The organism is Dietzia aerolata, assembly GCF_014144865.1.
Classification (GTDB): Bacteria; Actinomycetota; Actinomycetes; order Mycobacteriales; family Mycobacteriaceae; genus Dietzia; species Dietzia aerolata.
Genome location: NZ_JAALDM010000295.1, coordinates 1 through 2,434, shown reverse-complemented (window position 1 = coordinate 2,434; position 2,434 = coordinate 1). Strand labels below are relative to the sequence as shown.

Below are 2,434 nucleotides of genomic sequence, written 5' to 3'. Positions count from 1 at the left end.
CCGATCGCAGCGCCGAGCGCGCCGCCGCGTCCGAGGAGGTGGCGCGACTGGCCGATGGGGTCCGGGACAACGCGCTGTCCGCGGTGGCGAGCCGCCTGTCCGGCCTGGCGGCCCAGCCGGAGGTCGACGACGACGCCGTCGGCGCGCAATGGGCCCAGTTCCGGCAGTTGTGCGATCTCGACTGACCGAACTGTGGTGGTCCGGCTGAGGTGAATTCGCGCCGACGACCCGGAGGCCGGAGGCGGTGCCGGCGCGGGTGTCGGAGCTGGAATCTAGGGTGGGCTCGTGCCTCCGCCTCTTCGTCGTCGATCCGAGAACCCCCGTCCCCCGGCCGCGCCGAGCATGCCTCGTCGCGAGCAGTTGGACGCCCCGACCTCCGAGCTCGAGGCCGACGGCCTGTGGGACGGAGTCCTTGCCGGTGCCGCTGACGGCCCGGATCCCGCCGACGGACCGGCCGACCTCGGCGGCATGGAGATCCGCGAGTCCGTCATCGAGGGCCTGCGCCTGAGCGGCGCCCGCGCGGACAGTCTCCGCCTCACCGACGTGGAACTGCGCGATTGCGACCTGTCCGGGCTGGTCGCCGACGGCGCGTCACTGACCCGCGTGCGGTTCGTGGACTGTCGGCTGACCGGACTGGTGCTGTCGGCGGCGCGATTGACGGATGTGTCGTTCGAGGACTGCCACGCCGACATGCTCAACATGCGGATGGCGCGCCTGCAGCGGATCCGCCTGTCCGGCACGCGCTGCCGCCAGGCCGACCTTCACGAGGCGCAGGTGGCGGACCTGTCGACCGAGGGCGCCGACCTTCGCGGGGCGACCGTCGAGCGGGCACAGTTCTCGGCGACCGACCTGCGTGGCGCCGACCTCGAAGATCTCCGTGGCGCGTCCGCGCTTCGGGGCGCGATCATCTCCTCGGAACAGGTGCTGGGCGTCGGACTGGCGCTGATCGGCGAGACCGGAATCCGGGTGCTCTGAGTCGGCACGGCCGACGTGCCGAGCCGGGTCCGCTCCAGCGGGCTAGGGCAGGTGAGAGGCGGCTTCACGCCATTGGTTGGCGGCCCGGTTGATCACGGCCTGCAGCCTCAGGACCTGATCCCTGTCGGTGAGAACGATCCCTTCGGCACCGGTCCGTAGCCGCAGCTCCGGGGCTCCGCGACCGGCACCGTCCTCGTCCAGCACGACGGTGTCGGCTACGAGCACCTCGAGAAATGGGTCATCATCAGGCCCGTCTATCTCGGCGACGAGGCTCTGCTGAAAACGAGGGGTGGTGAGATCGATGGCATCGGTCATGAGGGGCACTCCCGACTGGATTTAGTGATTGCTCCCACAAGGGTAGGCGCGAAAATCGGCCAATCGCACGCGTGGGGCAGCGTGTTACGGGTTGTTGTGAATCCGTGACTTTCTGAGCGCTTCCTGAGAGTTCGTGGATGCCTAATTCGGCAGCAATCGGCCGAGCACGACGCACGGTGAGGCAAGGCGCGGAACATATTCTTCGACTTTCTGGACCAAAGTTGCCGAAGTTGCTTGTGTGACAGTTGTTACTAAATAATACTCGCCGCCATGACTCCTGCCGGTCCACCCGCCCGAGCCACACCCCCAGCCACCACGAGCGCGCGTCGCAGGCCTGACCGCGGCCCGCACTCTCGCAACAGCCCCCTGAACAGCGCACAATTGCCTGGCCGGTCGTCGCAGACCGCGTCAGTCCCGCACGCAGTCGTGGTGCGGATTGCGGTTGCCCTGGCGTCGATCGCAGCGTTGGTGGCCGGCCTTGTCGTCGTCGCCCTCTCCTCCCCCCGTGCCGACGCCGCGGCACCCCCGGACCCGGTTTTCCACGGCCTCGCGGAGGGCCTCGACACCTCCAGCTGGCAGCACCCCCACGGTGCCCCCGTGGACTGGCGCCAGGCCGCCGCTTCAGGGCAGACCTACGCGTTCATCAAGGCCACCGAGGGGACCGGGCCCGCCAACCGCTACTACGAGTCGGACTTGCGGGACGCGCGCGCCGCGGGCATGGTGATCGGCAGCTACCACATGGCCCGACCTGCGATGGAGCCCGCGCAACAGGCCCACGCTTTTGCCGACCGAATCCAGTCCGTGGGCGGCCCGCAGCTCCCGCCTGTCCTGGACCTCGAGTACGCCGAGGATCTGGATCCGGCGGAGCTCGCCGCGTGGGCGCAGGTCTTCCTCGACACCCTCCAGCAGCGCACCGGTCGCATGCCGATTCTCTACACGTACCGCTATTTCTGGATCGACCGGATGGCCAACACGACCCGCTTCGCCGAGTACCCGCTGTGGCTGGCCGAGTACGGCGTGTCGCAGCCGACGCGTCCGATGATCGGCGGCTGGGACGAATGGACCTTCTGGCAGCGCGCCGAGACTGGTCGGGTGCCCGGATTCGCCGACCACGTCGACCTCAACGTCTTTGCCGGCACCCGCG

The 2,434-nt window shown here is 69.0% G+C and carries 4 protein-coding genes; 3 read left to right on the top strand and 1 reads right to left on the bottom strand.

Annotated elements, in window-relative coordinates; genetic code table 11:
* Nucleotides 1–185, top strand: a 185-nt coding sequence (locus G6016_RS15230; RefSeq protein ID WP_182633459.1) for a hypothetical protein, incomplete at its 5' end; no start/stop codon positions are given.
* Between the two features lie 100 nt (nt 186–285).
* Nucleotides 286–975, top strand: a complete 690-nt coding sequence (locus tag G6016_RS15225) for a pentapeptide repeat-containing protein (RefSeq protein ID WP_182633458.1) — start codon at nt 286–288, stop codon at nt 973–975.
* Nucleotides 976–1,017: 42 nt separating this feature from the next.
* On the opposite strand, the gene G6016_RS15220 is transcribed toward G6016_RS15225, so the two are convergent.
* Nucleotides 1,018–1,290, bottom strand: coding sequence for a hypothetical protein (locus G6016_RS15220; RefSeq protein ID WP_182633457.1), 273 nt, complete (start codon nt 1,288–1,290; stop codon nt 1,018–1,020).
* A 429-nt stretch (nt 1,291–1,719) separates the two neighbouring features.
* On the opposite strand from G6016_RS15220, the gene G6016_RS15215 reads away from it, so the two are divergent.
* The coding region (locus G6016_RS15215; protein WP_338403636.1) for a glycoside hydrolase family 25 protein at nt 1,720–2,434 on the top strand (715 nt) is incomplete at its 3' end.

Excerpts from the sequence above, each read along its gene's own strand:
- G6016_RS15220 (WP_182633457.1), bottom strand. The coding sequence starts at position 1,290 with ATGACCGATGCCATCGATCTCACCACCCCTCGTTTTCAGCAGAGCCTC.